This window comes from Veillonella criceti (assembly GCF_900460315.1).
Classification (GTDB): Bacteria; Bacillota; Negativicutes; order Veillonellales; family Veillonellaceae; genus Veillonella_A; species Veillonella_A criceti.
This window is the reverse complement of sequence record NZ_UHIO01000001.1, coordinates 826538-832500: the sequence shown is the minus strand read 5'-3', so window position 1 is coordinate 832500 and position 5963 is coordinate 826538. Positions and strand designations below refer to the sequence as shown.

Annotated in this window: 4 protein-coding genes, 1 tRNA gene, 2 rRNA genes and 1 riboswitch (1 of these 8 cut by a window edge); of the genes, 6 read left to right on the top strand and 1 reads right to left on the bottom strand. The window is 34.5% G+C overall.

What is annotated here, in order from left to right:
- The 3 genes from DYE54_RS03675 to DYE54_RS03665 all read left to right on the top strand — a co-directional run.
- A 23S ribosomal RNA gene (locus DYE54_RS03675) occupies positions 1-414 on the top strand; it begins 2519 nt to the left of the window's first position.
- A 230-nt stretch (positions 415-644) separates the two neighbouring features.
- Positions 645-761, top strand: a 5S ribosomal RNA gene (gene rrf / locus DYE54_RS03670).
- A 439-nt stretch (positions 762-1200) separates the two neighbouring features.
- A complete protein-coding gene (locus DYE54_RS03665) occupies positions 1201-2586 on the top strand; it encodes an amino acid permease (protein WP_115309967.1) in 1386 nt (461 codons plus the stop codon).
- 152 nt (positions 2587-2738) lie between these two features.
- Here the strand turns inward: DYE54_RS03665 and DYE54_RS03660 are convergent, their stop codons facing one another.
- Positions 2739-3104 carry a winged helix-turn-helix transcriptional regulator gene (locus tag DYE54_RS03660; protein ID WP_245935684.1) on the bottom strand — a complete coding sequence of 122 codons (366 nt, stop codon included), beginning with the start codon at positions 3102-3104 and terminating at the stop codon, positions 2739-2741.
- Between the two features lie 190 nt (positions 3105-3294).
- On the opposite strand from DYE54_RS03660, the gene DYE54_RS03655 reads away from it, so the two are divergent.
- The 3 genes from DYE54_RS03655 (at position 3295) to DYE54_RS03640 (ending at position 5082) form a co-directional block, all read left to right on the top strand.
- Positions 3295-3807, top strand: coding sequence for an oxidoreductase (locus tag DYE54_RS03655; protein WP_172460551.1), 513 nt, complete (start codon positions 3295-3297; stop codon positions 3805-3807).
- A gap of 4 nt (positions 3808-3811) precedes the next feature.
- Positions 3812-4117 carry a DsbA family protein gene (locus DYE54_RS03650; protein ID WP_281267709.1) on the top strand — a complete coding sequence of 102 codons (306 nt, stop codon included), beginning with the start codon at positions 3812-3814 and terminating at the stop codon, positions 4115-4117.
- 366 nt (positions 4118-4483) lie between these two features.
- A riboswitch (cobalamin riboswitch) is annotated at positions 4484-4656 on the top strand.
- Between the two features lie 341 nt (positions 4657-4997).
- Positions 4998-5082: transfer RNA gene (locus DYE54_RS03640), tRNA-Leu, on the top strand.
- Positions 5083-5963: the final 881 nt, after the last annotated feature.

Below are 5963 nucleotides of genomic sequence, written 5' to 3'. Positions count from 1 at the left end.
GGAGGTTTGGCACCTCGATGTCGGCTCATCACATCCTGGGGCTGAAGTAGGTCCCAAGGGTTCGGCTGTTCGCCGATTAAAGTGGTACGTGAGCTGGGTTCAGAACGTCGTGAGACAGTTCGGTCCCTATCCATCGCGGGCGGAAGAAACTTGAAGGGGGCTGCTCCTAGTACGAGAGGACCGGAGTGGACGAACCGCTGGTGTACCAATTATCCTGCCAAGGGTACAGTTGGGTAGCTACGTTCGGGACGGATAAACGCTGAAAGCATCTAAGCGTGAAACCAGCCTTGAGATGAGGTTTCTCATAGCATAAGCTAGTAAGATCCCATGTAGACGACATGGTTGATAGGCCAGGTGTGGAAGAGCTGTGAGGCTTGGAGCTGACTGGTACTAATAGATCGAGGGCTTTACTTTAAATAGTGAACCAAATTTACAGGACCGAAGGGACGCATAAATTTGTGTGAATCTTTTAGTCCGAGCCGTAAGATTTTACGAAGTAAAATCCACAGGCGCCGGACACAAGGTATATTGTAAATGGCAGATACTAGTATGTAGTAAGAAACTTCAATAAATAGAAATTATCTAATGTGTAACTTACAAAATCTACACTTCTATGTGGTTTTCAGAGTACAAGCTCTGACAGATTCAGTGGCGATAGCTACGAGGGTCCACCTGTTCCCATCTCGAACACAGTAGTTAAGCTCGTAAACGCCGAAAGTACTTGGCTGGAAGCGGCCTGGGAGGATAGGTAGTCGCTGATTAATAAAAGCAAAGGGTCATACCGAAAGGTATGGCCCTTTTGCTTTTACTGATGAGATACTACGTATCTCATCATGTTAGCTTCCAGCCAATATTGTAGAGGTAACACAATTGGTATTAGTACAATAGAAGTGGTCCTGGTATGCAGAGAGCATAATTTATAGGAGCAGAGCGACGCATAAATTATTGCGAATCGCATAGTTCGGGGCGTAAGATTTCTCGAAGAGAAATCCACAGCAACCGAACGGACGTATTTAAATAGTGCTTAGGAAAAATATAATATTTTAGTATATTCGCGTATCTACCTATCCTTCCATAATTCACCATATGTATATTGTATTTTTTATAACTTCTATAGAAAAACTATACAGTAAGCTGTTATAATAGATAATTATTAATTATTTATTAGTTCATAGTTAGCCTAAAGGAGGGAATTATTAGATGAATCAAGAACTAGAACCAGTGCCGAGCTCAGAGGTAAATCAAGAACAGACCCTTGCCAGAGGGCTAAAGAATCGTCATGTTCAATTAATTGCAATTGGTGGTGCTATTGGTACAGGACTATTTTTAGGATCAGGCCATTCTATTGCATTAGCAGGGCCAGCTATTTTATTTGCGTATATCATTACCGGTGGTATTTGTTTTCTTATGATGCGAGCCCTAGGTGAATTACTTTTATCTAATACGAAATACCATACATTCATTGAATTTGTACAAGATTATATGGGAGAGAAAACAGCGTTTGTTACAGGTTGGACGTATTGGTTCTGTTGGATTTCAGTAGCTATGGCTGATATAACGGCTGTTGGTATATATGTGAAATATTGGTTTCCTTCGATTGAAGCTTGGATACCGAGTTTAGTTACTTTATTTTTATTATTATTGATGAATTTATTGACAGTAAAATTATTTGGTGAATTAGAATTTTGGTTTGCTTGTATAAAAGTGGCGGCAATTGTAGCCCTTATTGTATTAGGTATATATTTTATTATGACAGGTCAACCCACATCAGTAGGTATTGCTAGTTTTAGTAATTTATGGAGTCACGGTGGCTGGTTTCCTAAAGGATTAGATGGCTTTATCCAATCATTCCAGATGGTTGTATTTGCGTTTGCAGGCATTGAATTAGTTGGTTTGACAGCTGGTGAAACAGAAAATCCTAAGAAGGTAATACCTCAATCTATTAACAGTATTCCTATTCGTATTATCCTCTTTTATGTAGGTGCTTTAGGGGTTATAATGAGCATTTTTCCATGGGATTCAGTAAATCCTGATAGAAGTCCATTTGTGGAAGTATTTTTAGCTGTAGGTATTGTAGGCGCGGCATCTTTAGTAAATTTTGTTGTGCTTACTTCGGCTGCTTCTGCTTGTAATAGCGGTGTATTTAGCACGAGTCGCTTACTTTATTCGCTAGCTAAACGTAGCCATGCTCCGGGGATATTAGAAATATTAACAAACAAACAAGTACCTGCTAATGCTTTATTTTTATCCGTTTTAGTCATTTGTTTAGTCGTAGCGTTACAATATGTAATTGCTGAAGGCGTATTTGTTATTATAACCAGCGTGGCTACGTTTTGTTTTCTTTATATTTGGGGGATTATTACGATTTGTCACATGAAATACATTAAGGCTAGACCTGATTTAGCGGCAAAAAGCACATTTAAAATGCCTTTATTTCCTATTTTAAATTATGTAGTATTAGCTTTTTTTGCTTTTGTTATTGTTACTTTGGCATTTAATCCAGCTACGCGGGTTGCTTTATTTGTTACCCCTATTTGGTTTATATTGTTATTATTGATTTACCAATTAAAAAAGGAAATTGCTTAATCATATACGATAGAAGATGAAGTAGAAAATGAAATAGAGCATAAAATAGAAAATAAAGTAGAAGTCGTTTAGTATTAAAACTAAATAGTTTATAATAATTTAACGGAAAAGGGCCTCTTTGCTATATAAATTTTAGCAAAGAAGCCCTTTTATTATTTGTTTTTTTTCATTTGTGTTTCGCCCCATTTGTAGAGTTCATTTAATGTGGGCAATAAATTGAGTCCTACATCTGTTAAACTATATTCTACTTTAGGAGGAATCGTTTCATAGGCATGACGAGCTACTAAACCTGCTTCTTCTAATTCTCTTAAAGATTTTGTTAACATTATGTTAGTTATGCCTGGAATCCGACGTTTTAATTCATTATAACGAGTTGTTTGTTGTTCGTGTAAATACCATAAAATAGGTAATTTCCATTTTTGTCCGATAATTTGTAAGGCATAGAGAATAGGACATTCTTGTTTATTGATATTAGTCATATTGCTGTCAATAGGATATTGTATAGTTGCATTTTTCATTTCTTTATAATATCTCCTTTTAGATACAAGTTAGTTTTATACGTAACATTTTAAGTATTAAAAGTAAGGCAGAAAAAGTTGTGTACTTACATAAAAATACTCTTGTTGCTATAATAAGCACATCAGTTGAAACTAAATTAGTCAATGTAATAAAAATGTAATTAAAGTATATAAAATGGGATGTGAAAGTATGAAGCAATTATTTGAATCAGTTACATTGAATCATGTAACATTTAACAATCGTATTATTAGATCAGATACATGGGAAGGCATTGCTACACCAGATGGTGGTACTACTGATATTGGGTATGACATATATGAAGAATTGGCCAAAGGTCATATTGGCGGAATTATTACAGGTTTTACATCTGTAGCAGATAATGATTTTTATATGGGTGGTATGATGCGATTATCCAATGATTCGCTAATTTCACAACATAAAAAATTGGTTGATATTTTACACGCAACGAATACGCCTGCCTTTAGTCAATTAGCATTAGGCGCTTTTTATAAAAAGTCTGCGTCTGGGATGTATCATGAAACAGATATTAATAATATGACAAAGGCTGAGATTCATGAAGTAGTCGATCAATTTATTACGGCCGCTGTCCGTGCTGAACAAGCTGGGTATGATGATGTACAAATCCATATAGCTCATTTTTTTTTACTCAGTCGCTTTGTAAGCCCTGTTGTAAAATACTGAGCATATAACGTCTAAACCTTTAAATTTAGCATATAAAGCGATGGAGTTACTAACACCTCATAAGGCACAGAACTTTTTCTATGATGTACTATATGTAACGATTGTTGAACAAAAGCAGATGACTGAAGTAGCAGAACTTTGTGAATTGGCGACTACTTTTGGTATTCCTCGTGAAATATTTCTCAAAACCTATGCTAGTGAAACTGTTGAACTCGCATTACTTGATGATTTAAAATTATGTGAAATGTATGCTATTCGAGCGCTACCATCGTATTTAATTGAATATAATAAAAAAACAGTTAGTTGTTAGTGGCGTATTTTCATACGGTGAGATGGTAAGGCATATACAAGCAGTAACTAATAATGCTATACAAGCTAAATCAGTACCTTTTTCTGAAAAGATGTTAAGTAAAATAATGGAAGCACATCCACATATACATTATTTTGAATTACGAAATGCATTTGACCTAACCGATTCTTCGGTATTAGATACAGCACTAAAACAGTGGCAGATAGAGGGGGATTATTGATAAAGAACTGGTGAAAGAAAGTTTCTTTATTAGATATAAAAAAATAACTAATTGATTTTTGATCCTATGACTTATCTAGTGTAACTTTATTGACAATCTATAGAAATCATGGTACTATACGTGTATAGAAAGTGAACAATAAATAAAATACATAGTTGGGAATAGGTGCAGAAATGCATAATAGAGAAGTCGGTGTAAATCCGACACGGTCCCGCCACTGTAAAGCTGAGCAAATCTCATTAAGTCACTGGGGAATACTGGGAAGGCGAGAAGCGCGTAGAAGCTAAGTCAGGAGAACTGCCTATTCATCATTCACCATTTGACCTACGAGCGATAGGGAGGAGAATTATAAATCCTTTTTCGCATGTGTCGGGAAAGGCTTTTTTATTGGATATATTCCAATTCTTAACCGAACATACGATGAAACCTATGCAAGGTCATGGCTATGTGGTTTGGTATTATCACGTAAGTGTTAATATATTGTCATGATAATGTATGGGCGTACATTTTCATCATCTCCTAACTAGAAGCGCTAGAAGTACTGTGATGGGTATTTTTAGCGCTCTTAGTATTTGGAGCATGTTTTTAATTAGGGACTGTAAAAACTTAGTAAAAAATATATTGACGAGTTGTAGTAATATGTGGTATTATAACTGTGTTGCGGGAGTGGCGGAATTGGCAGACGCACCAGACTTAGGATCTGGCGCCTTCGGGCGTGGGGGTTCAAGTCCCTTCTCCCGCACCAGCCTTTAGATTTTGATAGCCTAGCGATTTTCGCTAGGCTATTTTTTTGACCACTTTTTATCTGGTGATGTGTGACTAGTTTATGATAATGTAAGTTATTGTTAATGAGAATAGGTAAGAAGTAATTTAGGGTTATAGGACAAAATGTGTTGGTAAAAACCGTTATAATATCAGTAATTATCTGGTGTTATAGCGGTTTTAAATTTATATATAGTATTTAAAGGGTGAACAAAATGTGTTGCTGTAAATGGCGATGAATTCAGTATTTAACTGGGTTCATCGCCATTTTTATTTAGTTGGACTTTTAGGAGATAAAGAATAGTTTTATTGCTGTCTATATTGTATATAAGTCTAATTTTATACAATTAATTATACTGATTTTGCAATTATGGGAATTGTTATTATATCGAATAAAATGAATAAATTCTTTTTTATATGCATTTATATACGAAATGATTTTTTGTATAGTTACATTATAATATCTAATTATTTAGAACTATAGGAATGATTGTGTTGGCTTTAATAGCTCTCTAATTTTTAATTGTAAAAATATAAGAAATAGATGAATAAAAATATTGAAAATACATTAAGGAATGATGAAATTTTCTATGATTTTTACTCATGGATTAATTGAAAGAAATAATTTTTTGTGATAATATGTTTCTTATGTAAATAAAGTTATTAATATTATTGTTATGTTTTAGTAGGAATTAAAGTGTATTTTGATGCTGTGAACGTTGAGAATATGTTGTTTTTATTTTTGTTGAAGATGAAGTTTGATTTTAAACAAGATGAAAATAGTATAGTCTGATAAGTATTTAATTACACTTTATTTTGTGAGTGAGCTAGGAATTTTAGGTTAGGTTGAAAGGAGATAATTCG